The organism is Paraburkholderia sp. JPY419, from assembly GCF_050435705.1.
In the GTDB taxonomy this organism is placed as follows: domain Bacteria; phylum Pseudomonadota; class Gammaproteobacteria; order Burkholderiales; family Burkholderiaceae; genus Paraburkholderia; species Paraburkholderia youngii.
Map to the genome: position 1 here is coordinate 2,450,505 of NZ_JBNDKV010000004.1, position 25,453 is coordinate 2,475,957.

The window sequence follows — 25,453 nt, forward strand, 5'->3', positions numbered from 1 at the left end:
CGTTCCTTGATTAACCGATCTGCACTTCTTCGCGCAGGTCATGCCAGATATCGCGCGAAATTTCGATGAAACGTGAGTCGTAGCGGATCTCCGACGTAACACGCGGTCGCGGCAGATCGATTTCGTAGACTTTCTTCAGCGTGGCGGGGCGTGCGGTCAGCACGAACACGCGGTCGGCGAGCGCAATCGCTTCCTCGAGGTCGTGCGTGACGAACACGACCGAGCCGACGCCGCCCCACAATTGCAGCAGCTCGTCCTGCATCAACGTGCGCGTCTGCATGTCGAGCGCCGAGAACGGCTCGTCCATCAGCAGGATTTCCGGCTTGTTGATGAAGGTCTGCGCAAGCGCGACGCGCTTGCGCATGCCGCCGGACAGTTGATGCGGATAGTGCTTGCCGAACTTGTCGAGGCCCACGCGGCGCAGCCATTCGTTCGCTTCGTCGTAGGCGGCCGATTTCGAACGGCCGCGATAGAGCGGACCCGCCGCGACATTGTCGAGCACCGAGCGCCACGGAAACACCGCATCGGCCTGGAACACGAAGCCGATGCGCGGATCGATGCCGTCCACTGGCGCGCCCATCACGCGCACTTCGCCGGTGGTCGGCTTCAGCAAGCCGGTGATCATGCTGAGCGTGGTGGACTTGCCGCAGCCGGTCGGGCCGACCACCGCGACGAATTCGCCGCGTGCCACCGACATGCTGAAGTCGCGCAGCGCGATCGTGGCCTTGCCGTCCGGGGAAATGAAACGGCACGACACGTTGCGCATTTCGATCGCTGGCGTCTCGCGTGACATAGTTTGATTCATCGGCGGGTGCCTCGCAGTTCTGTGAATATGAAAGAAGCGTTACTTAGACGCGGTCTTGACCGGCGCCGACAGGAAGTCGTTGGTGTAGGTCTTGGCGAGGTCGATATGCTTGCCCTTCACCGACGGATTGAATGCGGACAGCACCTTCAGCACCGTGTCCGGGCCGTCGGCGGGCATCTTGCCGTCCTTCGTGAACATCGGCAGCGACGCCTTCAGGGCGCCCACGTACAGGTCCTTGTTGTTGCCGTAGTAGTCCTTCGGCATCTGCGCGGCGATGTCCTCGGCGCTATGCGTCGCGATGAAGTTCAGCGTCTTCGCGAACGCGTGCGACAGCTTCGCCGCGTCGTCCTTGTGCGATTCGGCCCACGCGCGCTGCACGTAGAAGCTCGACGCGGGGTAGGTGCCGCCGAGCGCGGCGCGCGTGCCTTCCACAGTGCGCATATCGACCAGCACCTTCGCGTCGCCGGTCTTCAGCAGTTGCGAGACGGTCGGCTCCGTGGTCATGCCGGCGTCGATGCGGCTTTGCTTGATCGCGGCGATGAAGCTGTTGTCCGCGCCGACCGGCAACATCGTGTATTGCGTCGACGCCACACCGGCGCGCTGCGCGAGGTACTGCGTGAGGAAGCTCGTCGACGAACCGAGGCCGGTCACGCCGAGCGTCTTGCCTTTGACGTCGGCCATGCTCTTCAGCGAATCGGCCGCCTTCGTCGAGACCATTTCGACTTCGCCCGGGACCTGGCCGAAGACGACGAGCGCCTGCACTTCCTTGCCCTTGCTTTGCAGGTCGATCGTGTGATCGTAGAAGCCGACCACGCCTTGCACCGCGCCCGCGAGCAGTTCGTTCTCCGCATCGACACCGGCCGGCTGCGACAGGATTTCGACGTCGAGGCCTTCGTCCTTGAAGTAGCCGAGCTGCTCGGTGAGCTTGGCCGGCAGATAGATGATCTTGGTGGCGCCGCCGACCATGATCGTGATCTTCTCGGCGTGAGCGGCGGCCGAAGCGGCGGCAAGGGCGAAAGCAACTCCTGACACAACGGCAATCTGGCGCAAGGTACGCATGAAGCAGTCTCCTTAGGTGGGTCGCCGCGATCGAGGCGCGGCGCTTTCTGGGTGAATGGCAGCGATTATAGAAACGCGAAACCTTCTGCCAGCTTTCGGGGTTTGGCGCAAAACATGGGTGTTAACCCGACGATGCGCCGACGATGCGCCGACGACGCGCCGAAATTTCGCGGGAATCGCCGCTGCGCTCGCGGCAGCCACAGGACGTATGCTGTAAACCACACTGCACGCGCGCAGCCCCCTTGTTTTAAGGCACAATCGACGACCTGACTTTTGCCGTACCCGCCATGAAGCTGCTGCTGATCGAAGACAACCCCACGCTTGCGCACTGGCTCGCGAAGATGCTGGAGCAGGAAGCCTTCGCGCTCGACGCCGTGCAGGACGGCGACGAAGCCGACCGCCTGCTGCGCACCAATCACTACGACGTGATCCTGCTCGACCTGAACCTGCCGAAGCTGTCCGGCAAGAACGTGCTGCGCCGGCTGCGTCAGCGCGGCGACGCGACGCCGGTGCTGATCCTGACCGCGAGCGGCTCGATCGACGAGAAGGTGGAGCTGCTCGGCGCCGGCGCCGACGACTACCTGGTGAAGCCGTTCGAAGTGCGTGAGCTGATCGCGCGCATCAAGGTGGCGATCCGGCGGCAGTCGCCGTCCAAAGCGAGCGAGGTGGTGTGCGGCGACCTGTCGTTCGACATCGACACACGCCAGTTCACGCTGAAAGGCGCGCCGCTGAACGTGACGCCGCGCGAGCGTTCGGTGCTCGAAGCGCTGATCCTGCGCCTCGGCAAGACGGTGACGAAGCCCGCGCTGGTCGATGCGATCTTCACGCTCGCGGACGAGCCGAGCGAAGACGCGGTCGAGATCTACATTTCGCGTTTGCGCAAGAAGCTCGATGGCAGCTCGGCCGCGATCGTCACGCTGCGCGGGCTCGGCTATCTGCTGCGCAAGCGGGAAGACGACCAGTAACGATGTCCAATAGCCTGCGCATCCGTCTGCTGTGGTGGCTGCTCGTGCCGCTCGCGCTCTATGTGTTCGTGACCGGCAAGACCGAGTACGACAACGCGCGGCACACCGCGAATCTGGTGCAGGACAACCAACTGGTCGCGTCGGCGCGGATGATCGCGGGCGAGGTTGAATGGAGCGACGGTTTTCTGCGTGTCGATGTGCCGCCCGCCGCCCTCGAGATTTTCGCGTCGCCATATCGCGACCAGGTGTTCTACAGCGTGCGTGTCGACGATGGGCGGCTGCTCGCGGGGACGCCTGATTTCCCGCCGCGTCCGCTGCGCGCGCCCGACGTGCCGGACTCGTACTACACCGAGTTGCACGGCCAGCAGGTGCGCGCGGTCGACATCGTGCGGTTCATGTACGACAACGGCGCGACGCGCCCCGTGCGCGTGACGGTCGGCAAGACCGTGCGCTCGCGCGACGCGATGACTCAACAACTGTGGCGGCCGCAACTCGTGCGCCAGTTCGAAATGATCGCGCTGGCGGTCGCGCTCGTTTGCATCGGGCTCACGTTCGAGTTGCGCCCGTTGATGAAGGTGAAAGACGAGGTAGCCGACCGCGATCCGATGCAGCTCGAACCGATCCGCGTCGAGCGTCTGCATTCGGAACTGCGGCCTATCGTCGATGCGATCAATCAGTGCATCGCGCGGCTCGGCGTGCAGGTGGCGGCGCAGCGGCGCTTCATCGCCGATGCCGCGCATCAGTTGCGCACGCCGCTCACGCTGCTCGGCACGCAACTGCAGTTCGCGCGGCAGCAGGAAGGCCTGAATCCCGCGCTCGACGAAGCGCTTGCCGCGATGCATCGAAGCAATCGTTCGATGGTCGGTCTTACCAACAAGCTGCTGCTGCTCGCGCAGGCCGAGGCCGCCGACAACTCGCAACTCGCGATGGAACGCGTCGATCTGGTACCGCTCGCAATGGAAGTCGTCGAAGATCTCGGGCTGCTCGCGCAGGCGCGTGAAATCGATCTCGGCGCGGAATTGCACGGCGCGGCGCCGGTGCTCGGACATCGCGGCATGTTGCAGGCGCTGATCGCGAATCTCGCCGAGAACGCGATTCGCTATACGGGCAGCGGTGGCCACGTGACGGTCGCCGTGAGCGCGGATACCGAGGCCAATACGGTGACGGTCAGCGTGACCGACAACGGCCCCGGCATTCCGGCCGAGGCGCGCAGCCGCGTGTTCGAGCCGTTCTTTCGCGCGTCGACGGATACGGAAGGCACGGGCCTTGGTCTGGCGATCGTGCGCGAAATCGCGGACGCGCATCACGGCGAGATCGTGCTGAAGGCGGGCGAGGGCGGCAAGGGCGTGGATATCGCGGTGACGTTTCCGCGCGCGACGCCGAAGTGATCGGGACAAACCCGAGGTTCGCGCAACAAATACAGCACTGAAAGCATCGGGAAGGGTTCGGCCCTTCAGAATCACGGGCAGGCGACCCGCGCGGCGCCCAGAGCAAGATAACGGAGACACCCGCAAATGAAGCTTTCCCCGACGCGTTTTTCGCGCGCGGCCTATGCCGTCGTGGCGGCGTCGCTCGCATGGTGCGCGCTCGCGAGGGTGGCGACGCCTGCGCAAGCGGCCGAGCCGGAGAAGCTCGCGATCATGGTGGGCGGCACCAACAAGCTCATCTATCTGCCGGCGCGTCTTGCCGAACAGCTCGGCTATTTCAAGGCGGAAGGGCTCGACGTCGAACTGCTGTCGCAGCCGACTGGAATAGAGGGCGAAAACGAAATGCTCGCCGGCGCGGTGCAGGGCGTGGTCGGCTTTTACGATCACACGATCGATCTACAGACACGCGGCAAGGAAGTGAAGACGATCGTCGTGTTCAGCCAGGTGCCGGGCGAAGTGCAACTGGTCGCGGCGAAGTCGGCCGCTTCGATCCGCAGCATGGCCGACGTGCGCGGCAAGACGCTCGGCGTCACCGGGCTGGGTTCCTCGACGAGTTTTCTGACGCAATACCTCGCACAGCGCGCGGGCGTGCCGTCCACGCAATACACGCTGCTGCCGGTCGGCGCGGACAGCAGTTTCATCGCGGCGATGCGGGAAGGACGCATTCACGCGGGTATGACGACCGAGCCGACCGTCACTCAGCTATTGAAGGCGGGCGACGCCAAAGTACTCGTCGATATGCGCAACGTCGACGGCACGCGCGCCGCGCTCGGCGGCATGTATCCGGCGTCGAGCCTGTACGTGCAAAGCACGTGGCTCGACGCGCATCACGACGAAGCCGCGAAACTCGCGCGCGCATTCGTGAGGACACTGCGCTATATGCATACCCACAGCGCGGAACAGATCGCCGCGCGGATGCCAAAAGAAGACATCGGCAACGACAAGGCACTGTATATCAGCGCGTTGCAGGCTTCGCTGCCGATGTACACCGTCGACGGCAAGATGCCCGCCGATGGTCCGCAGACGGTGCTGAAGGTACTGTCGAGTTTCAATCCGGCGGTGAAGGGGCGGTATATCGATCTGTCGCGCACCTTCACCAACCAGTTCGTCTCTGACGTGAAGCCTTGAAAGCGGGCTGACCGCGTGGGTCGCATCGAGCACAAGAGGATCGGCACATCGTGTTTTCAGGCAGTTTGCGCGGACGCTTGTTGTGGTGGCTGCTGTTGCCGCTGGCGGCATTCGTCTCCATTTCAGTCGTCATTTCATACCGGTTCGCGCAGAACACCGCGGACCTGGTGCAGGACAATGCGCTGCTGTCGTCGATGCGGATCATCGGCGAGGATGTCGACTGGGACAACGGTTCGGTGTCGATCCAGATTCCGCCGGCCGCGCTCGAACTGTTCGAATCGCCGGAACAGGACACGGTTTTCTATCGCGTCGAGGCGGGCGGCCATCGTTTGCTCGCGGGCATCCCCGAGTTGCCGCTGCCGCCGCATGTGAGCGACAAGCCAACGCTTTATTCGACCCATTTCGCCGACGGCCGCGCGGCGCGCGCGGTCGCCTACGCGCGGCAGCTTTACGACTCGGGACACACCGAGGAAGTGATCGTCGCCGTCGCGAAGACCGAGGGCTCGCGCGACGCGATGGTGTGGCGTCTGCTGCGGCCGCAATTGACCGGCGAAGTTCTGACGCTGGTGCTGGCGATGGTGTTCGTCTACCTCGGCCTGACCTTCGAACTGCTGCCGCTGATGAAGGTGAAGGACGACGTTGCCGATCGCAATGCGTCGCAGCTCGAACCGATTCGCGTCGCGCGTCTGCACGTCGAGCTGAGGCCGATCGTCGAGGCGATCAACCAGTGCATCGCGCGAATGGGCCAGCAGGCCGCGACGCAGCGTCAATTCATCTCCGATGCAGCGCATCAGTTGCGCACGCCGCTCGCGCTGCTGGCCGCGCAGATCCAGTTCGCGCGGCAACGCGATAGCCGCGACGCTCCGCTCGACGAAGCGCTCGCGGGCATGCACAAGAGCAGCCGCAAGCTGACCACGCTGACCAACAAGCTGTTGCTGCTCGCGCAGGCCGAGTCGGCCGCGCCGCTGAACGTGCCGGAGCGGATCGATCTGAGCGCGTTGATCGCGGGCGTGCTCGAGGAGCTGATCGCGTTTGCGCAGTCGCGAGAGATCGATCTGGGCGCGGAGCTGGAAGACGGCCTGTACGTGACCGGTGACGAAGCATTGACCGCGGCCCTCGTGACCAATCTGGTCGACAACGCGCTGCGCTATACGCAGGCGGGCGGGCGCGTCACGGTGCAGACGCATCGACGCGAGGGCATGGCGATCGTGCGCGTAATCGACAACGGACCCGGCATCAAGGCCGATGCGCGCGAGCGCGTGTTCGAGCGCTTCTATCGTGCGTCGAGCCATACGGAAGGGACGGGTCTCGGCTTGCCGATCGTGCGCGAGATTGCCCATCGCCAGGGCGGCAGCGTGACGCTCGAATCGAACGTAGGCGGCGCGGGCCTCGTTGCGACGGTCGAGATGCGCTTGTGGCTCGGCGCAACCTGACGTCGCGCGACTCACCAATGAGAGGACAACGATGAAACTGCTGCTCGTGGAAGACGACGCGGACCTCGCGCGCTGGGTGATGAACCTGATGCAAGTCGAGCAATTCGCGATCGACTGGGCGCAAAACGGCGAATGTGCGGAGACGCTGCTCGGTCTGCAATGCTATGACGCGGTATTGCTCGATCTGCGCCTGCCTGGCATCAGCGGCAAGGAGGTGCTCGCGAGGTTGCGCCGCAAGCGCGACAACGTGCCGGTGCTGATGCTGACCGCGAATGGCTCGACCGACGACAAGGTGGCCTGCTTTTCGGCCGGTGCGGACGACTATGTGGTCAAGCCCTTCGATGCGCGCGAACTGGTGGCGCGCATCAAGGCGCTGATTCGCCGTCAGGCCGCGGGAGACAGAGGGCAGTCGACCGAATGCGGCAATCTGCGTTATCTGTTCGATTCCCGCGAATTCGTGCTGCGGGACGAACGCCTGCCGTTGCGCCGCCGCGAACACGCGATCCTCGAAGCGTTGATACTGAAGCAGGGCAAGACCGTCTCCAAAGCCACGCTGATGGACAAGATCTTCACGCTCGACGAAGAGCCGAGCGCCGACGCGATCGATATCTATATTCACCGGCTGCGCAAGCATCTCGCGGCATCGACCGCGAAGATCATGACCTTGCGCGGACTCGGCTATATCTTGCGCGAAGAAGAACCGCACGAGGCATTCGCGTCTGCCTGAGATGACCGCACGATAGGAGCGCGTTTGCACGCGGTTCCGAGGTGCCAGGCGGATGATTTTGATAAGGTTTCGAAAGCGGCCTCACGAGTTGCGCTCGCGCCCCGTACGCGTGTTACCCGCTCCGCTCTTCGCGCTGCTCTGCGCCGCGAGTTCCTCGACCATCTCACGCGCAGCCGTCTGCAACTCGGGCACATAGCGCCGCTTCGCTTCCGCAAGCGACACCGCGCGCGACAGAAACACCACGTTCAAGCTCGCGAGCACTCGTTCCTCGAACACGATCGCGACGGCGACCGCGCCGATCTTCCCCTGGTCCGCCCAGTCGCCGTGATTCGAACCGAACCCATCCGCGCGCACGCGTCTCACGAGACTGTGGATCAACGCGTCGTTCGACGCGAGCGCCTTCTGCTCCTCGCCGCCCGCGCCCGCGCGCAGCAGATCGAGAATGTCCTCGCGCTCTTCATCGGGGCACATCGCGAAGTACGCGCGGCCCGCCGCGGTCAGCAGCATCGGCAAACGGCGGCCGACCATCGCGCGATGAAACGACAGCGTACTGAAGCGGTGCGTGGTCTCGCGGATGATCATCGCGTCGCCGTCGGGCGTGGTCAGATCGGACGGCCACGCAACACGTTGCAGCAGACGCCCCATGACCGGCGGCGCGATGGTCGCGATGCGTTCGTCGTCCGTGAAGCCTTCGCTCAGCGCGCGCACTTTCAGCGTGAGCCGGAAGCTGTCGTCCGACGCGCTGCGCCGCACGAAGCCTTCTTCCATCAACGTCTCCAGAAGCCGCCGCGCGGTGGTGCGATGCAGGCCGGTCAGCTCGCTGATCTGCTGGCTCGTCGCGCGGCCGCTGTCCATCGAGTTGAGTGCTTGCAGCACCTGCAAGCCGCGCGACAGACCTCGCACATTCGTGTATTTGGTCACTTAAAAACCTCAATTAAATCAGCTATGTGCATTCTATGCACATTTTCCAGATTTTGTTGAGCGGGCAGGTGGCCGGTCCTAGACTGCCAACAAATCAACGATTTCATGGAGACGCGAGCGGTTGCCCGCAGGCGATTTTCGCCGTGGCCAGCGCTGGTTCCCGCCGCCGCGCTCCGTGAATAGCTCGACCGGTCACTCCGGTCGACATACGGAGACAACATGCCCCAACCGCTCGACCCGGTGGCCGCGCAAGGCCACAGCGGAACCGTCACCACCGACGTCGCGATCATCGGCGCCGGCCCGGTCGGTTTGATGATCGCCAACTATCTCGGCCTGCAGGGCGTACGCGTCGTGCTGATCGAAAAGCTCGAGAAGATCATCGACTATCCGCGCGCAATTGGCCTCGATGACGAAGCACTGCGCGTGTTCCAGTCCGTCGGCCTCGCGGATGCGTTGCTGCCGCACACGACTCCCGATCACTGGATGCGCTTCGTCACTCGCAACGGTCACTGCTTCGCATCGATCGAACCGCGCACCGACGAATTCGGCTGGTCGCGCCGCAACGCGTTCATTCAGCCGCTGGCCGATCGCGTGCTGTACGACGGCCTGCAACGCTTCCCGCACGTCGAGGTGCTGTTCGGCCACACCGTCAACTCGTTCACGCAGGACGGCAGCGGCGTCACGATCGAAGCGGAACACGCGCAGAGCGGCCGCCGCACGATCCGCGCGTCGTACATGGTCGGCGCGGACGGCGGCAACAGCTTCGTGCGCCGCACGCTCGACGTGCCGTTCGAGGGCCGCACGAAACCGAATCAGTGGATCGTCGTCGATGTGCGCAACGACCCGATCGGCTCGCCGCACGTGTACATGCACTGCGATCCACGACGCCCGTATGTATCGGCCGCGCTGCCGCACGGCATTCGCCGCTTCGAATTCATGGTGATGCCCGGTGAGACCGAGGAAGAGCTGTCGAAGCCGGAGAACATGGCCGCGCTGATCCGCAAGGTCGTCGCGGAGCCGGACAAGGTCGACTACATCCGCAAGCGCGTCTATACGCACAACGCGCGCCTTGCGAGCAGCTTTCGCGTGAACCGCGTGCTGCTCGCCGGCGACGCCGCGCACATCATGCCGGTATGGCAGGGCCAGGGCTACAACAGCGGCATTCGCGACGCTAGCAACCTCGGCTGGAAACTCGCGATGGTCGTCAAGGGAGTCGCCGGCGATGCGCTGCTCGATACCTATACCGCCGAGCGCCGTTCGCATGCGCGCTCGATGATCCACCTCTCCGAAGTGGCGGGCGACATTTTCGCGCCGACGAGCCGCTTCGGCATCAAGTTCCGCGACGCGTTCGTGCGTACGTTCAACTGGTTTCCGGCGGTCAAGCGCTACTTCGTCGAAATGCGTTTCAAGCCGATGCCGCGCTATGAAAGCGGCGTCGTGTTGCTCGCGCACACGCCGCGCAAGCGTGGCTGGCTCGCGCGCGCGCTCGAACGCTCGGGCCATTCCGCGCCGGGCCGCCTGCTCGGTCTGATGAGCGAGAAGCGCGAGTCGCGGCTCGGCCGTCTCGTGTATGGACGCGACCCGCATTGTCATTCGCCGGTCGGTCGCATGTTCATTCAGCCGCGCGTGCGTACGGCGAGCGGCGAGATCGTGCGACTCGACGATGTGCTCGGCAACCGCTTCGCGATCGTCGGCTGGGGCGCGGAACCGACCTTCGGTTTGTCGGAGGAAGCGCGCGCGATCTGGCAGCGGCTCGGCGGCTGCTTCGTGGTCGCGAAGCCGGATACGCAACTGTCTTTTCATGACGACGTGCCAGAAGACGTGATCGCGATCGGCGATGTGAACACGCGGCTGAAGGACTGGTTCACGCGAGTGCCGGAGTCGGTCGTGCTGTTGCGTCCGGATCGTTTCGTCGCGGGCATGGGCTCGCCGCAGCAGGTGTCGCAACTGGTCGTCGAACTCGCGCGGAAGCTGCAACTCGACGCGGCAACGCGTGCGGATGTGGCGAATGCCGGCAACGAAGCGGCGTTCGCGCGCCACGCCGTTGCCACTCTCGCAACCGCTGCAACCGCCGGAGCCTGATATGCCGATGCTGCTCGAATGCCTATCGCACACGCCGTTGCACGGCTATTACGATCCCGCGCCCGAAGTCGTCGCCGAAGTCGAGCATGTGCATGCGGCGGCGCGTGCGCGCGTCGTCGAGTTCGATCCTCAACTGGTCGTCGTGTTCGCGCCCGATCATTACAACGGTTTCTTCTATGACGTGATGCCGCCGTTCTGCATCGGCGCATCCGCGAGCGCGATCGGCGACTTCAAGAGCCTCGCCGGTCCGCTGAACGTGCCCGCCGATACGGCGCTCGAACTGGCCGAAGCGGTGCTCGCGAGCGACGTCGACGTCGCGGTCTCCTACCGCATGCAGGTCGATCACGGTTGCGCGCAAGCGCTGGAGATTCTGACGGGCGGACTCGATCGATATCCGGTCGTGCCGGTGTTCATCAATTCGGTGGCCGCGCCGATGGCTTCATGCCGCCGCGCGCGTCTGCTCGGCGATGCGTTGGGCCGCGCGCTCGCACGCTCGAATCAGCGCGTGCTCGTGATCGGCTCGGGCGGCATCTCGCATGAGCCGCCGGTGCCGGAACTCGCGGGCGCGAGCGAGGAAGTCGCCGAGCGTCTGATTGCGGGCCGCAATCCGTCGGCCGAGTCGCGCGCGGCGCGGCAGGCACGCACGATTGCGGCGGCGCGCGCGTTCACGGCGGGCGACAGCCATCTGCATCCGCTCAATCCCGAATGGGATCGCGCGTTCCTGAAGCTGCTCGAAGACGGCGAGCTCACCGCGCTCGACGGCCTGACCAACAACGCAATCACGCGCGATGGCGGCAAGTCCGCGCACGAAATCCGCACGTGGATCGCCGCGTTCGGCGCGCTGAACGCGAGCGGCCCGTATCGCGCGTCGCTCGATTACTACCGTCCGATCCCCGAATGGATCGCGGGCTTCGGCGCGATGCACGCGCGACCCGTGACTGCCCACGTTTAACCGAATCTGGAATCCGCTATGAACACTCAAAGCAACATCGACGCGTTGGCCCTGCGCCTGCGCGAATCGGAACGTACGCGCGTGACCATCGCGCCGCTGCGCGACGACGCGCGTTTCGTCGAACTGCCGAACCCGGCCGACGCCGAGCAGCTCGCGTACGCGGTGCAGCAGGCCAACGTGGCTGCGCGCGTCGCGGCGGGCGAGCGCATCGTCGGCCGCAAGATCGGACTCACGTCGCCGGCCGTGCAGCGTCAACTCGGTGTCGATCAACCTGACTTCGGCGCGCTGTTTGCATCGATGGCGTATGGCGACAGCCAGCCGATTCCGCTCGGCGAGCTGATCCAGCCGAAGGTCGAGGCGGAGATCGCGCTCGTGCTCGAACACGATCTGCTGCGCGAGCGCCACACGTATGCCGATCTGATGCGCGCAACCGCGTATGCGGTCGCGGCGATCGAAGTGGTGGACAGTCGCATCGAAGGCTGGAACATCCGCTTCGTCGATACGGTCGCGGACAACGCGTCGAGCGCGCGCTTCGTGCTCGGCAGCCGCCCGGTGCTGCTGCGCGATGTCGATCTCGCGGCCTGCGCGATGACGCTGTCGAACGATGCCGAAGTCCTGTCGCGCGGCAATGGCGCCGCGTGTCTCGGCAATCCGCTGAATGCCGCTGCCTGGCTCGCGGATCGGATGGTCCAGCTCGGCACGCCGCTGCGTGCCGGCGACGTGCTGATGACGGGCGCTTTGGGCCCGATGGTCGCGGTCAGGCAGCCGGGCACCTTCAGCGCGCAGATCGACGGTCTCGGCAGCGTCCGCGCGACTTTCTCTGCATAAAGCAAGCACTCGCAAGCACTCGATTGGGAACTCATATGGCAAGCGAAAAACTCAAGGCCGCGATCATCGGCTCGGGCAATATCGGCACGGATCTGATGATCAAGATCCGGCGTCACGGCAAACATCTCGAAGTCGCGGCGATGGTCGGCATCGATCCGAACTCCGACGGCCTCGCGCGCGCCGCGCGGCTTGGCGTCGCGACCACGCATGAAGGCGTCGAAGGTCTGACGCGTCTGCCCGTGTTCAATGACATCGACTTCGTGTTCGACGCGACCTCGGCCGGCGCACACGTGAAGAACGACGCGCTGTTGCGAAAGCTTAAACCTTCGATTCGCGTGATCGATCTGACGCCGGCCGCGATCGGGCCGTACTGCGTGCCGGTCGTCAATCTCGACGCGCATATCGGCGCGCCCAACGTGAACATGGTGACCTGCGGCGGACAAGCGACCATTCCGATGGTCGCGGCCGTGTCGCGCGTCGCTAAGGTGCATTACGCGGAGATCGTCGCGTCGATCAGCAGCAAGTCGGCCGGTCCCGGCACGCGCGCGAATATCGATGAATTCACCGAGACCACGTCGAAGGCGATCGAAGCGGTCGGCGGCGCAGTGAAGGGCAAGGCGATCATCGTGCTCAATCCGGCCGAGCCGCCGGTGATGATGCGCGATACCGTCTATACGCTGTCGGAGATGGCCGACCTCGACAAGGTCGAAGCGTCGATCGAGCAGATGGCCGCCGCGGTGCAGGCGTACGTGCCCGGCTATCGCCTGAAGCAGAAGGTGCAGTTCGACGAAATTCCCGCTAACGCGCCACTCAACATTCCGGGCCTCGGCCGCTTCAGCGGCCTGAAGACGTCGGTCTTCATCGAGGTCGAAGGCGCCGCGCACTAATACCTTCCCGCCTATGCCGGCAATCTCGACATCATGACTTCGGCCGCGCTCGCGACCGCCGAGCGCATGGCGCAGGCGCTCGTGCAGGCATCAGAGGCATAAGAGGCTTAAGGAGACTTCCCGCATGGACAAGAAACTGTATATCTCCGACGTGACGCTGCGCGACGGCAGCCACGCGATACGTCACCAGTACTCGATCCAGAACGTGCAGGACATCGCGCGCGCATTGGACCGCGCGAAAGTGGACAGCATCGAAGTCGCGCACGGCGACGGCCTGCAAGGTTCGAGCTTCAACTACGGCTTCGGCGCGCATAGCGACCTCGAATGGATCGAAGCGGTCGCGGATGTCGTCGAGCACGCGCAGATCGCGACGCTGCTGCTGCCTGGCATCGGCACGATTCACGACCTGAAGGCTGCGTACAACGCGGGCGCACGCGTGGTGCGCGTGGCGACCCACTGCACGGAAGCGGACATTTCGAAGCAGCACATCGAATACGCGCGCGAACTTGGCATGGACACCGTCGGCTTCCTGATGATGAGCCACATGACCACGCCGGAGAACCTCGCCATCGAAGCGAAGAAGATGGAGAGCTATGGCGCGACCTGCATCTACGTAGTCGATTCGGGCGGCGCGCTGACGATGAACGATGTGCGCGACCGCTTCCGCGCGGTGAAGGCCGTGCTGAAACCCGAAACGCAGACGGGCATGCACGCGCACCACAACCTGTCGCTCGGCGTGGCGAATTCGATCGTCGCGGTCGAAGAAGGCTGCGATCGCATCGATGCATCGCTCGCGGGCATGGGCGCGGGCGCGGGCAACGCGCCGCTGGAAGTGTTCATCGCGGCAGCGGAGCGCATGGGCTGGAATCACGGCACCGACCTCTACACGCTGATGGACGCCGCCGACGACATCGTGCGTCCGCTGCAGGACCGGCCGGTGCGCGTGGACCGCGAAACGCTGGCGCTCGGCTACGCGGGCGTGTATTCGAGCTTCCTGCGTCATTCGGAAGTGGCCGCGAAGAAGTACGGTCTGAAGACCGTCGACATTCTGGTCGAGCTGGGCAAGCGCCGCATGGTCGGCGGCCAGGAAGACATGATCGTCGATGTCGCACTGGATCTGAAGCGCGGATCCGACGCAGTGGCCTCATGACCCAGACGCTGCGCGGTGGCGCCGCATGCCGCGCGCGCAGCGTTCATTTCATCCAGCAAGGTCGCCGCAAGAGCGACGCTGATTCAACATTGGAGACATTCATGCGGCAGTCAACACAAGCAACCCAAACAACGCAGTCGACGAAACCCGTTGCCAGCGGCGCGCTGACGATCGGGCTTTGCCTGATCGTCGCGCTGCTCGAAGGCGTCGACCTGCAATCGACCGGCCTCGCTGCACCGCGCATGGCGCGCGAATTTCATCTCGCGGTCGCGCAGCTGGGCTGGGCGTTCAGCATCGGCGCATTCGGGCTGCTGCCCGGAGCCGCGATCGGCGGACGTCTCGCCGACCGGCTCGGGCGCAAGCGCGTGCTGATGTGGTCGGTTGCGCTGTTCGGCCTCTTCTCGCTCGCGACCGCGCAGGTATGGGATCTGAACAGCCTGCTCGCCGCGCGCTTTCTGACCGGCCTCGGTCTTGGTGCGGCGATGCCGAATCTGATCGCGCTGTGCTCGGAAGCGGCGCCGCCGCATCAGCGCAACACCGCGGTCGGCGCGATGTATTGCGGCATGCCGTTCGGCGCGGCGCTTGCGGCGGTGGTGGGCATCGTCAGCCCGGGCGATGAGAGCTGGCGGCATATCTTCTACGTCGGCGGGTTCGGGCCATTGCTGGTGCTGCCGCTGCTTGCGCTGTTCATGCGCGAGTCGGCGCAGTTCGTCGCGGCGCGTGCAACCACGGGCGCGCGGCACGATGCAGCCGCTAGCGTGACGCGCGCGCTGTGGCAGGAAGGGCGCGCGGGCACGACGATCGCATTGTGGATCAGCTACCTCGGCACGCTGATCGTGCTGTATTTCCTGATCAACTGGCTGCCGTCTCTGGTTTTGACGCGCGGTCTGACGCGCGTGCAGTCGGGTGTCGTGCAGATGATGTTCAACATCGGCGGCGGCATCGGCGCGATCGTGATCGCCGGCATGATGGACCGGATGGGCCGGCGCCGCACGGTCGCGGGCATGTATGTCGGCATCGTCGTTGCGCTTGGCGCGTTGCTGAGCGCGCATGGCGGCGCGTCGATGGCGTGGGGCGGTCTGCTCGCGGGGCTGTTCCTGGTCGGCGGCCAGTCGGTGCTGTATGCGCTGGCGAGCAGCCTGTACCCGACCGAAGTGCGTGGCACCGGCGTCGGCGCGGCCGTGGCGGTGGGCCGTCTCGGCTCGATCCTCGGACCGTTGATCGCCGGGCAACTGCTCGCGATCGGTCAGGGCGCGAGCGTGCTGCTCGGCGCGAGCATTCCGCTGATCGCGGTTGCCGCGATCGGCGCGTGGCTCGTCGTGAATCGCTCGACACTTCGATACACCGCGGTGGCCGCGCAGTAGTTTTGCGGCCTGAAATATGGAGCGGGTTCGCCGTCGGCGGCGGCCCGCAGTCACTCAACTCGTGAAACACAGGAATTCGACATGAGCAATACCAACACGCAAGCAGTGGCGATCAGTGAAGAAGCGACCAGCAAATTCGTCGGGATCACTGAAGATGGCCGCGAAATGCAGCTGCACTACAACGACGTGGGGCAGGGCGCGGAAACGGTCGTGATGCTGCACGGCTCGGGACCGGGCGCGACCGGCTGGGCCAACTTCAATCGCAACGTCGAGCCGCTCGTCGCGGCGGGGTATCGCGTGATCCTGATGGACTGCCTCGGGTGGGGCAAGAGCGACCCGATCGTCTGCAAGGGTTCGCGCGCGGAACTCAACGCCCGCTGCCTGAAGGCGTTGCTCGATGCGCTCGATATCGAACGCGCGCATATCATCGGCAACTCGATGGGTGGGCATAGCGCGGTCGCGTTCGCGCTCGCTGAACCGCAGCGCGTCGGCAAGCTCGTGCTGATGGGCGGCGGCACCGGCGGCCCGAGCCAGTTCGTGCCGATGCCGACCGAAGGCATCAAGCTGCTGCAGGGGCTGTACCGCAACCCGACCATCGAGAACCTGCAGCGCATGATGAGCGTCTTCGTGTTCGACACGAAGGCGTTGACCGAGGACCTGATGCAGGCGCGTCTCGCGAATATGCTGGCACGGCGCGACCACCTCGAGAACTTCGTCGCGAGCCTCGCCGCGAATCCGAAACAGTTCAACGACTATGGGCCGCGCCTCGGCGAAGTGGCCGCGCCGACGCTCGTGATCTGGGGCCGCGACGATCGCTTTGTGCCGATGGACGTCGGGCTGCGGCTCGTCGCCGGGATGCCGAACGCCGATCTGCATGTGTTCGGCCGCTGCGGGCATTGGGCGCAGTGGGAGCATGCGGACAAGTTCAACCGGATGGTGGTTGAGTTCCTCGGACGCGAGGGGTAAGGCGGGTTGTTATTGCGAGCGACTGGCGCGCCGTTGCGGCGGCGGGCTGGTTGCTTCTTTTTGCCCATTTCCCGGCGATTTTACGGCTCCGCGTGTAGAGTCAATGTAGATACCCTCTCGGGTTCAGGAACGGAAACTCAGGGGGGCGCGCTGATGAACATGGTGCGCACTCTGGGCCTGGAGGCACGCGCCGCACGCAAAGTCGAGCGCGCTCCGGCCGAGGTGGTCGAGGACGCGCTTGCCCGCCTTCAAACGATTCTGGAATGACGGGAAAGACGATTCGACCGGAAGCCGCGCGCGGCGAGTGACGCAATCACTTCGCCGCCGGCATCCGACTCGTATGTTTCACGTGCGAGCATTCCCGTCTGCGCCTCCCCGCTTCCCCCCGTCTAACCGTCGACTCCCGCACCACCGGATGCGGATCTGCCCACTGTGCTGTGGACGCTCGTGCGCCGTCCGTCGACGAAGCCGGGAGGGGACGTCGTGGCGCGCGTAGCGCAGGCCTGATTGGCTGGCGGCGACTGAAGCGCGCGGGACTTGCGGCTCCTCAATGCGATCCATTCGCATTTAGCCAAAAATAATATGCCGCAAGTCATCTATAAGATATCTGTCTTAAGACCGGGGCAATCGGCCGCAAACCCTTGCCAGCCGGGGCTCGACTCTTTTCGGTAGGGTCTCGCGACCTGTTTGTTTACCCACATTTAGTGGAAAACGCGCATATACTCTCGGTCGTATCGCAAAACGAAGGTCGCGGGGTTGCGTCGTGCCGAACCGGCGCCGTCGCCATCGCGCCGCGATTTGGGCTGGCCTCGACTGCCAACGCTCTGTCTATCACTTCCTAGCAAAGCATTAATCATGTCCACACCGCCGAAGATCATCTACACCCTGACCGACGAAGCGCCCGCACTGGCGACGTACTCGCTGCTGCCGATCGTCAAGGCGTTCACGCGCTCGTCCGACGTGCTCGTCGAAACGCGTGACATCTCGCTCGCCGGCCGGATCATTGCCGCATTTCCCGACTACCTGAGCGCGGAACAGAAGGCTTCCGACGATCTGGCGGAGCTCGGTGGACTCACCACGCGCCCGGAAGCGAACATCATCAAGCTGCCGAACATCAGCGCGTCGGTGCCGCAACTGAAGGCCGCGATCGCCGAGCTGCGCGACCAGGGCTACAAGCTGCCGTCGTACCCGGACGTCGCGACGACCGACGCCGAGAAGGACGTCAAGGCCCGTTACGACAAGATCAAGGGCAGCGCGGTGAACCCGGTGCTGCGCGAAGGCAACTCGGACCGCCGCGCGCCGTTGTCGGTCAAGAACTATGCGCGCAAGCATCCGCACAAGATGGGCGCGTGGAGCGCGGACTCGAAGTCGCACGTCTCGCACATGAGCGGTGGCGATTTCTACGGCAGCGAGAAGTCGGCGCTGATCGCGCAAGCCGGTAGCGTCAAGATCGAGCTGGCCGCCGCGGACGGCACGACCACGGTCCTGAAGGCGAAAACGCCGGTGCTGGCAGGCGAAATCATCGACGCGTCGGTGCTGAGCAAGAACGCGCTGCGCAGCTTCATCGAAGCGCAGATCGCCGACGCGAAGGCGAACGGCGTGCTGTTCTCGGTGCACCTGAAGGCCACGATGATGAAGGTCTCGGACCCGATCATCTTCGGCCACGTCGTGTCGGTGTTCTACAAGGACGTGCTCGCGAAGCACGCGGAAGCGCTCGCCAAGGTCGGCTTCAACCCGAACAACGGTATCGGCGACCTGTACGCGCGTCTGAAGGATCTGCCGGCTGAAACGGCAGCGGCGATCGAAGCCGACATCAAGGCGCAGTACGAACAGCGTCCGCCGCTCGCCATGGTCAACTCGGATAAGGGCATCACGAGCCTGCACGTGCCGAGCGACGTGATCGTCGACGCCTCGATGCCGGCGATGATCCGCGAGTCGGGCAAGATGTGGGGCGCCGACGGCGCGCTGCACGACGCGAAGGCGGTGATTCCGGACCGTTGCTACGCCGGTGTGTACCAGGCTGTGATCGAAGATTGCAAGAAGCACGGCGCGTTCGATCCGGTCACGATGGGCACGGTGCCGAACGTCGGCCTGATGGCGCAAGCCGCAGAGGAATACGGTTCACACGACAAGACGTTCCAGATCCCGGCGAACGGCGTGGTCCGCGTGACCGACGAAGCCGGCGCGGTGCTGCTGGAGCAAGCGGTGGAGCAGGGCGATATCTTCCGTATGTGCCAGACCAAGGACGCGCCGATCCGCGACTGGGTCAAGCTCGCGGTGAACCGCGCCCGCGCGACCAACACGCCGGCCGTGTTCTGGCTCGACCCGGTGCGCGCGCACGATGCGCAGATCATCAAGAAGGTCGAACAGTACCTGAAGGATCACGACACCAACGGTCTCGACATCCGCGTGATGACGCCGGTCGACGCGACGAAGTTCTCGGTCGAGCGCATCCGCGCGGGCAAGGACACGATCTCGGTCACCGGCAACGTGCTGCGCGACTACCTGACCGACCTGTTCCCGATCATGGAACTGGGCACCAGCGCGAAGATGCTGTCGATCGTTCCGCTGATGGCCGGTGGCGGCATGTTCGAAACCGGCGCGGGCGGTTCGGCGCCGAAGCACGTGCAGCAACTGGTCGAAGAAGGCTTCCTGCGCTGGGATTCGCTCGGTGAATTCCTGGCGCTGGCCGCATCGCTCGAACATCTGAGCACCGCGTATCACAACCCGAAGGCGCAGGTTCTCGCGAAGACGCTCGATCAGGCGACCGGCAAGTTCCTCGACAACGACAAGTCGCCGGCGCGCAAGGTCGGCGGCATCGACAATCGCGGCAGCCACTTCTACCTCGCGATGTACTGGGCCGAAGCGCTGGCCGCGCAAACCGACGACGCGGCGCTGCAAGCGCAGTTCGCGGGCGTCGCGAAGGCGATGGCCGACAACGAGGCGAAGATCGTCGCGGAACTCGGCGCGGCGCAGGGCAAGCCGGTGGATATCGGCGGCTACTACCGTCCGAACGTCGAGCTGACCAGCAAGGCGATGCGCCCGAGCGCGACGCTGAACGCGATCGTCGATTCGGTGGCTTCACGCCGTACGGGCCGCTGATGCGGTAAGCGTCGCGGCCGCAGCTACGCGGGCCCGGAAAGCCACGCGGTAAGCGCGCAGCGCAACCGCGGACAAAGCCGCAAGCAGGACCGCAAATACGACAATGGCGCCTTCGGGCGCCATTGTCGTTTCCGCTTTCACTGCTACGTCGCCGTCGGTCATATCCGTCCTTATACGTGAACGATTTCCCAATCGGCGAGCTTCTCCGGAATTTCGAGTGTCGACGTGTCGAGCTCGGACAGATGCTCGCAGCTCAGGCCGCGCGCGAGGTCGTCGGCGGCCTGTTGCGGGCTCGAGAATTCCCCAAGCGTTTCGTTGCCGTAGGTGGCTTCCCAGCCGTCCTGACCCGGCAGAATGTAGAACGCTCCCTGCGTCGAACCAAAGCGAAAGCCTTTCATTTTTTGTCTCCCAGTTACCAATAAAAAAAGCCGCGATTCGTGACGGCTTCTGCGCAATCTCTGGGATTTGGGTGGCCATTTCGCGAGGCTCCTCGAATCCGACTGCGTGAAGCGCGTGCTCTTGTGAAAGAGTCTACGTCAGGGAGTCGGCTGGCAAGCGGGCGTCAAACCGTTCTTTATCTTAAAAATACTGCTGCAAAAACAATGGGTTGAGCGTTTCATTTTGCGATGTGCAACGCCGCCGGACATCGTGAAATGACCGGTTTGTGCCGCGCACCATGATTTTTTACGACGCGCGCCATCGTTTCGTATCGTAAAAATTAGGGGTCGCGCGACGGGCAAAACGATGCCATGCGGCCCTATCACGCGCCGATCCGTTCGATCAGCATCGCGACAAAGGTCTCGCTCACCGGCGGCAAGGTTCGGCCACGCTTTCTGATCAGCGCGATGCGGCGCGTGAACGCGGCTTCGTCGATCGGCCGCGCGACCAGTTCGGGCTCCGCGCGTACCTCGCGTGCCGACGCCGGCAGGATCGTGATGCCGAGCCCGGCGCGCGCCATCGCGACCGCGCTCATCATGTAGGTCGGCTCGCAGGCGATGCGCGGCTCACATTGCGCGTCGGCGAACGCGCTGTCGACGACCGCACGCACGCTCGTGCCCTGGGCGGTCAGCACGAGCGGCTCGTTGGCGAGATCGGCGAGCGTGACGGGCCGGCGCCGCCGCGCGAGTGCGTGCTGCTTCGGCAACACGGCGACGAGCCGGTCGATGCCCTCATGCAGCACCTCGAGCCCGCTGTCGTTCAGCTCGCCGCCGGTCAGCCCGATATCGACTTCCTCGTTGCGCACCAGCGTGTTGACCATGCTCGCGACGACGTCGCGCACCTCGAAGCCGACGTGCGGCACGGCTTTTCTCAGCGCCTGCACCAGCTCGGGCAGGACGCTCGCCGCGAAGGTCGGCAGACAAGCGATGCGCACCGTGCCGCTCGCGCCTTCGCCGAGCGAGCGTGCATCGCGCAGCACGTGCTCCATGTCGTGCAGCGATTTCTGCAGCACGGGCAGCAGCTCGCGGCCGGTCGGCGTCAGCGCGACGTTGCGGCTGTTGCGATCGAACAAGCGCAGGCCGACCGTTTCCTCGAGCCGGCGAATCTGCACCGTCAACGCCGGTTGCGACAGATGCAGCCGCGCGGCCGCGCGCGTGAAGCTGCCCGTTTGCGCGACCGCGATAAACGCCCGGATGTCCCGCAGATTCAGATCCATGATGATTTGTGATTGCTGCGATCAATTCATTTCAATTGTTTTATTGCTGCCGCGAACTTACGCTCGATCACACTAAAAAACAACCTGGAGACAAGCTCATGCTGCCATTGCTGGGGCTGGCTACCATCGTCGTGCTGCTCGGCGCGATCCTGTCCAAACGCATGTCGCCGCTCGTCGCGCTGATCGTCGTGCCGCTCGCGGCATCGCTGCTCGGCGGCTTCGGCCTGCAGACCAGCAAGTTCGTCGTCGATGGTCTGAAAAGCCTCGCGCCGGTCGTCTGCATGTTCGTATTCGCGATCCTGTACTTCGGCACGATCACCGACGCCGGCATGCTCGACCCGATCATCGAGCGTATCCTGCGCGCGGTCGGCACGCGGCCCACGCGCATCGTGATGGGCACCACGCTGCTCGCGCTGCTGATCCACCTCGACGGCTCCGGCGCCGTCTGCTTCCTCGTCACGATTCCCGCGATGCTGCCGCTTTACGATCGCCTGAAGATGGACCGGCGCGTGCTCGCCGCGGCGGTGTCGATGGCGGCCGGCATCAACTTCCTGCCGTGGACAGGGCCGATGATTCGCGCGTCTGCGTCGCTGCATCTGCCGATCTCGGCGCTATTCAATCCGCTGATTCCGGTGCAGGCGATCGGCCTCGTATTCGTGTTCTCGATGGCGTACTGGCTCGGGCGGCGCGAGGAAAAGCGCCTCGGCCTCACTGCCGCGAGCGGGTCCGTGCCGATGCCCCAACGCGAACTGACGCCAGAACAACAGGCGCTGCGCCGCCCGCAAAACTTCTGGTTCAACATCGTGTTGACGCTCGTCGTGCTGGGCACGATGGTCGTGATGGGCGAGAAGATTCCGCCGGCCGTTATGTTCATGGTGGGCCTGTGCATCGCGTTGATGGTCAACTATCCGAACGTCGACATGCAGCGCAAACGGATCGACGCGCATGCGCGCGCCGCGCTGATGATGGCCGGCATCCTGCTCGCGGCCGGCGTGTTCACCGGCGTGATGCAGGGCAGCGGCATGCTGAAGGCGATGGCGCAGGCGGCGGTCGGCTTCGTGCCGCCGGCGATGGCGAGCCATATTCCGATCGTGCTCGGCCTGCTGTCGATGCCGCTCAGCATGCTGTTCGATCCCGATTCCTTTTATTTCGGCGTACTGCCGGTGATCGCGGAAGTGGCGGGCCAGCTCGGCGTGCCCGCAGTGCACGTCGGGCAGGCCGCGTTGCTCGGACAAATGACCACCGGTTTTCCGGTCAGCCCGCTCACGCCCGCGACGTTCCTCGTGGTCGGCCTGTGCGGTATCGAGCTGGCCGATCATCAAAGATTCACGTTTCCCCTGCTGTTCGGCGCGTCGGTCGTGATGACGATCGCGTGCGTCGCGCTCGGGATCTTTCCACTGTGAGCTTCATTGAACGGACGGGAGCACCATGACAGCCACTGAATCTGAACGCATCGTGCGCATCGGCGCTGGCGCGGGCTATTCGGGCGACCGCATCGAACCCGCGCTCGAACTCGCGGAACACGGCCACCTCGACTATCTCGTGTTCGAATGCCTCGCCGAACGCACGATCGCGATCGCGCAGCAGGCGCGCAGCAAGGACGCGGAGCTCGGCTACGACCCGCTGCTCGAAGCGCGCATGCGCGCGGTGCTGCCCGTCGCGGCGCGCAACGGCGTGCGTATCGTGTCGAACATGGGCGCGGCCAATCCTCGCGCGGCGGCGCGCAGGACCGCACAGATCGCGCGCGAGCTCGGTCTCGGCGCGCTGAGGATTGCCGCCGTCACCGGCGACGACGTGCTCGACGTCGTGCGTGCGGGCGACTTCCATTTCGTCGAATCGGGCGACGCGGTGGCCGCGTACGAGGACCGGTTGATATCGGCGAATGCGTATCTCGGCGCGAGCGGCATCGTCGACGCGCTGGCGGCCGGCGCGCAGATCGTGCTGACCGGGCGCGTCGCCGATCCGTCGCTGTTCGTCGCGCCGCTGGTCCACGAATTCGGCTGGCGCATGGACGACTGGCCGATGCTCGGCCAGGCGACGGTAATCGGCCATCTGCTCGAATGCGCAGGGCAGATCACCGGCGGCTATTTCGCAGACCCCGGCTTCAAGGACGTGCCGAATCTCGCGCGGCTCGGCTTTCCGATCGCCGAAGTCGCGCGGGACGGTTCGGTGGTGATCACGAAGCTCGCGCAAAGTGGCGGGCTCGTGACCGAGGCGACGTGCAAGGAGCAGTTGCTGTACGAGATTCACGATCCGCGTCGTTATCCGCAGCCCGACGTGGTGGCCGATTTCTCGCAGGTGCGCGTCGAGCAGCAAGCCCCGGACCGTGTGCGCGTCACCGGCGGTGGCGGCACGGAGCGCACCGCGACGCTGAAAGTGTCGGTTGCGTATTTCGACGGCTATATCGGCGAAGGGCAGATTTCGTACGGCGGACCGGGCGCGCTTGCGCGGGCACGGCTCGCTCTCGATATCGTGCGCGAACGGCTCGCGCTGACCGGTGTAGAGACGCGTGAACTGCGCTTCGATCTGATCGGCGTGAACGCACTGCACGGTGACACGGTGGCGGCTGGCCATGGCGAGCCGTACGAAGCGCGCGCGCGGGTGGCGGGGCGCACGGCATCGCTCGCGGAGGCGGTGCGCATCGGCAACGAGGTCGAGACGCTGTACACGAACGGACCGGCGGGCGGTGGCGGAGTGACGAAGGCGGCGCGCGAGGTGGTCGCCGTGCAATCGGTGCTGCTGCCGCGCGAGCATGCGACGCCGGCTTTCTCGCTAGTGGAGGCTTGAGATGAAACTACGTGAACTGGCTCATTCGCGCACCGGCGACAAGGGCAATACGCTCAACATCTCGGTGATCTGCTACGACGCGCGGCATTACGAGCGGTTGCGCGATGCGTTGACGCCCGAGCGCGTCAACGCGCATCTGCGTGAGGTGGTGCGCGGTGACGTGGTGCGTCATGAGTTGCCGGGCCTTGCGGCGTTCAACTTCGTGCTCGGCGATGCGCTCGGCGGCGGCGTTACGCGTTCGCTCGCGCTCGATGCGCATGGCAAATCGCTGAGCTCGGCGTTGATGGATCTGGACGTGGGGGAATGAGCGGATGCTGCTGGCGGCGTGTCGTATTGCGGGGTGGTCGATCATCAGCCCCGCATGCGATCACACGCCAGCCTTCGTCAAGTCATGCGCGCGGCGCAGACGCTCGCGGCTGTTGCTCAGATGCATGCGCATCGCGGCGCGCGCGTCGTCGGCGTCCTGACGCTCGATCGCGCGATAGATCATCAAGTGCTCGCCGAGCACGCTACGCAGCACCTCGATATGGTCGAGCTCCGCGATCTCGGCCGAACCGAGCCGCGTGCGCGGGCTGACCGAGCGCCCGAGCTGGCTCAGCACGTCGAAGAAGTAGCGGTTGCCGCTCGCGCGTGCGATCTGCAGATGGAACTCGATGTCGTGTGCGAGCGTGTCGGTACTGCCGCGCTCGAGTTCCGACTCGAAGCGATCGAGTGCGATGCGAATCTGCTTCAGGTTCTGCTCGGTACGCCGCGACGCCGCGAGCGCGGCCGCGGCCGCTTCGACGTCGATCCGGAACTCGATGATTGCCATCACGTCGAGCATGCTGGTGAGATCGGCGGCGGGAAGCTGCATCGGCTTTTCCGCGGCGGGCGTGAGCACGAACGTGCCGATGCCGTGGCGCGTCTCGACGATCCTCGCTGCCTGCAGACGCGAAATCGCCTCGCGGACCACGGAGCGGCTCACGGACAACTGCTTCATCATCGCGACTTCGGTGGGGATGCGATCGCCTGGCCTCAGCGCCCCGCGGCGAATTTCATCGGAAAGGGTGGCCACCACCTTTTCAGTTAGGCTGCTCATTTTTGTGGCTGGTTGACTGATCCAACAAAGTATCGCACAGGACTGTACTCGATTCTGCCGGGTTCGGCGGCATCGGCGCGGGCTATTTTTTCCGTGCGGACGCGCGATGGAGCGAAGATCAGGCGGACATTGGCGCAA

At 64.8% G+C, this 25,453-nt stretch carries 21 protein-coding genes and 2 pseudogenes; 17 read left to right on the top strand and 6 right to left on the bottom strand.

All coding sequences use genetic code 11. The features are described from left to right. Positions 1–10: 10 nt before the first annotated feature. Positions 11–805 carry an ABC transporter ATP-binding protein gene (locus tag QFZ91_RS39715; protein WP_176382860.1) on the bottom strand — a complete coding sequence of 265 codons (795 nt, stop codon included), beginning with the start codon at positions 803–805 and terminating at the stop codon, positions 11–13. A gap of 39 nt (positions 806–844) precedes the next feature. Further along, positions 845–1,864 carry an ABC transporter substrate-binding protein gene (locus QFZ91_RS39720; protein ID WP_176106783.1) on the bottom strand — a complete coding sequence of 340 codons (1,020 nt, stop codon included), beginning with the start codon at positions 1,862–1,864 and terminating at the stop codon, positions 845–847. Between the two features lie 287 nt (positions 1,865–2,151). On the opposite strand from QFZ91_RS39720, the gene QFZ91_RS39725 reads away from it, so the two are divergent. The 5 genes from QFZ91_RS39725 to QFZ91_RS39745 all read left to right on the top strand — a co-directional run bounded on the left by QFZ91_RS39725 (position 2,152) and on the right by QFZ91_RS39745 (position 7,544). Next, on the top strand, positions 2,152–2,829 hold the full coding sequence (locus QFZ91_RS39725; protein ID WP_013092490.1) for a response regulator: 678 nt from the start codon (positions 2,152–2,154) through the stop codon (positions 2,827–2,829). 2 nt (positions 2,830–2,831) lie between these two features. Then, positions 2,832–4,217 (top strand): sensor histidine kinase, encoded by a 1,386-nt coding sequence (locus QFZ91_RS39730; RefSeq protein WP_429570637.1) that lies wholly within the window; start codon positions 2,832–2,834, stop codon positions 4,215–4,217. A gap of 126 nt (positions 4,218–4,343) precedes the next feature. Further along, entirely contained in the window at positions 4,344–5,384 is a 1,041-nt protein-coding gene (locus tag QFZ91_RS39735) for an ABC transporter substrate-binding protein (protein ID WP_429570638.1), read from the top strand. 50 nt (positions 5,385–5,434) lie between these two features. Then, the gene (locus tag QFZ91_RS39740; RefSeq protein WP_429570639.1) at positions 5,435–6,817 is read left to right on the top strand and encodes a sensor histidine kinase; all 1,383 of its coding nucleotides are present in this window, start codon (positions 5,435–5,437) and stop codon (positions 6,815–6,817) included. Between the two features lie 31 nt (positions 6,818–6,848). After that, positions 6,849–7,544 carry a response regulator gene (locus tag QFZ91_RS39745; protein ID WP_429570640.1) on the top strand — a complete coding sequence of 232 codons (696 nt, stop codon included), beginning with the start codon at positions 6,849–6,851 and terminating at the stop codon, positions 7,542–7,544. Positions 7,545–7,625: 81 nt separating this feature from the next. Here the strand turns inward: QFZ91_RS39745 and QFZ91_RS39750 are convergent, their stop codons facing one another. Then, complete coding sequence (locus QFZ91_RS39750) at positions 7,626–8,465, bottom strand: DNA-binding transcriptional regulator (RefSeq protein ID WP_368718551.1); 840 nt, start codon at positions 8,463–8,465, stop codon at positions 7,626–7,628. A gap of 219 nt (positions 8,466–8,684) precedes the next feature. Between QFZ91_RS39750 and QFZ91_RS39755 the strand changes: the two genes are divergently transcribed. The 9 genes and pseudogenes from QFZ91_RS39755 (at position 8,685) to QFZ91_RS39795 (ending at position 19,796) form a co-directional block, all read left to right on the top strand. After that, positions 8,685–10,547 carry a bifunctional 3-(3-hydroxy-phenyl)propionate/3-hydroxycinnamic acid hydroxylase gene (locus QFZ91_RS39755; RefSeq protein WP_429570641.1) on the top strand — a complete coding sequence of 621 codons (1,863 nt, stop codon included), beginning with the start codon at positions 8,685–8,687 and terminating at the stop codon, positions 10,545–10,547. 1 nt (position 10,548) lies between these two features. Next, the gene (locus QFZ91_RS39760; RefSeq protein ID WP_429570642.1) at positions 10,549–11,499 is read left to right on the top strand and encodes a 3-carboxyethylcatechol 2,3-dioxygenase; all 951 of its coding nucleotides are present in this window, start codon (positions 10,549–10,551) and stop codon (positions 11,497–11,499) included. Between the two features lie 18 nt (positions 11,500–11,517). Beyond that, positions 11,518–12,327, top strand: a complete 810-nt coding sequence (locus QFZ91_RS39765; RefSeq protein ID WP_429570643.1) for a 2-keto-4-pentenoate hydratase — start codon at positions 11,518–11,520, stop codon at positions 12,325–12,327. A gap of 35 nt (positions 12,328–12,362) precedes the next feature. Next, a pseudogene (locus QFZ91_RS39770) lies at positions 12,363–13,316 on the top strand (acetaldehyde dehydrogenase (acetylating)). A gap of 22 nt (positions 13,317–13,338) precedes the next feature. Continuing rightward, on the top strand, positions 13,339–14,364 hold the full coding sequence (dmpG, locus tag QFZ91_RS39775; protein ID WP_176106773.1) for a 4-hydroxy-2-oxovalerate aldolase: 1,026 nt from the start codon (positions 13,339–13,341) through the stop codon (positions 14,362–14,364). A gap of 101 nt (positions 14,365–14,465) precedes the next feature. Further along, the gene (mhpT, locus tag QFZ91_RS39780) at positions 14,466–15,728 is read left to right on the top strand and encodes a 3-(3-hydroxy-phenyl)propionate transporter MhpT (protein WP_429570644.1); all 1,263 of its coding nucleotides are present in this window, start codon (positions 14,466–14,468) and stop codon (positions 15,726–15,728) included. An 81-nt stretch (positions 15,729–15,809) separates the two neighbouring features. After that, positions 15,810–16,694, top strand: coding sequence for an alpha/beta fold hydrolase (locus tag QFZ91_RS39785; RefSeq protein WP_429570645.1), 885 nt, complete (start codon positions 15,810–15,812; stop codon positions 16,692–16,694). A gap of 114 nt (positions 16,695–16,808) precedes the next feature. Further along, positions 16,809–16,961, top strand: a pseudogene (locus QFZ91_RS39790) (type II toxin-antitoxin system ChpB family toxin); the annotation flags it as partial. Positions 16,962–17,549: 588 nt separating this feature from the next. Continuing rightward, complete coding sequence (locus QFZ91_RS39795; RefSeq protein ID WP_429570646.1) at positions 17,550–19,796, top strand: NADP-dependent isocitrate dehydrogenase; 2,247 nt, start codon at positions 17,550–17,552, stop codon at positions 19,794–19,796. Between the two features lie 170 nt (positions 19,797–19,966). Here the strand turns inward: QFZ91_RS39795 and QFZ91_RS39800 are convergent, their stop codons facing one another. Both QFZ91_RS39800 and QFZ91_RS39805 read right to left on the bottom strand, forming a co-directional pair. Next, the gene (locus QFZ91_RS39800; protein ID WP_013092475.1) at positions 19,967–20,194 is read right to left on the bottom strand and encodes a hypothetical protein; all 228 of its coding nucleotides are present in this window, start codon (positions 20,192–20,194) and stop codon (positions 19,967–19,969) included. A 362-nt stretch (positions 20,195–20,556) separates the two neighbouring features. Further along, on the bottom strand, positions 20,557–21,450 hold the full coding sequence (locus QFZ91_RS39805; RefSeq protein ID WP_429570647.1) for a LysR family transcriptional regulator: 894 nt from the start codon (positions 21,448–21,450) through the stop codon (positions 20,557–20,559). A gap of 98 nt (positions 21,451–21,548) precedes the next feature. On the opposite strand from QFZ91_RS39805, the gene QFZ91_RS39810 reads away from it, so the two are divergent. Genes QFZ91_RS39810 through QFZ91_RS39820 form a run of 3 tightly spaced genes read left to right on the top strand, consistent with a single transcriptional unit; the run spans position 21,549 to position 24,544 of the window. Continuing rightward, positions 21,549–22,853: a CitMHS family transporter gene (locus QFZ91_RS39810; RefSeq protein ID WP_176385681.1), complete on the top strand. Its 1,305-nt coding sequence runs from the start codon at positions 21,549–21,551 to the stop codon at positions 22,851–22,853. A gap of 25 nt (positions 22,854–22,878) precedes the next feature. Beyond that, entirely contained in the window at positions 22,879–24,237 is a 1,359-nt protein-coding gene (locus tag QFZ91_RS39815) for an acyclic terpene utilization AtuA family protein (protein ID WP_429570648.1), read from the top strand. Between the two features lies 1 nt (position 24,238). Next, a complete protein-coding gene (locus QFZ91_RS39820; RefSeq protein WP_429570649.1) occupies positions 24,239–24,544 on the top strand; it encodes an AtuA-related protein in 306 nt (101 codons plus the stop codon). A 60-nt stretch (positions 24,545–24,604) separates the two neighbouring features. Here the strand turns inward: QFZ91_RS39820 and QFZ91_RS39825 are convergent, their stop codons facing one another. Further along, on the bottom strand, positions 24,605–25,315 hold the full coding sequence (locus QFZ91_RS39825) for a FadR/GntR family transcriptional regulator (protein WP_176126372.1): 711 nt from the start codon (positions 25,313–25,315) through the stop codon (positions 24,605–24,607). Positions 25,316–25,453: the final 138 nt, after the last annotated feature.